A 211-nucleotide genomic window follows, 5' to 3' on the forward strand; every position below is an offset into this window, starting at 1 on the left:
CACTACAACGAGATTTATTATACATAAACTCTCAAAAAATGTCAAGCTTTTTTACAAATATTTCCAAAAAAAGCAATTTTATAATAAATACTAATTTCATATATATTTCATGAAATTAAGAAAAACAACTGGGCTACAAGGATTCGAACCTTGAAAATGACGGAGTCAGAGTCCGTTGCCTTACCGTTTGGCGATAGCCCATTAACACAAC

Annotated in this window: 1 tRNA gene; it reads right to left on the reverse strand. The window is 31.3% G+C overall.

Going from position 1 to position 211, the window contains the following annotated elements:
• Positions 1 to 128: 128 nt before the first annotated feature.
• Positions 129 to 201, reverse strand: a tRNA-Gln gene (locus tag FAY33_RS17935).
• Positions 202 to 211: the final 10 nt, after the last annotated feature.

Source organism: Clostridium sp. HBUAS56010, assembly GCF_007115105.1.
Taxonomy (GTDB): Bacteria; Bacillota; Clostridia; order Lachnospirales; family Lachnospiraceae; genus Lacrimispora.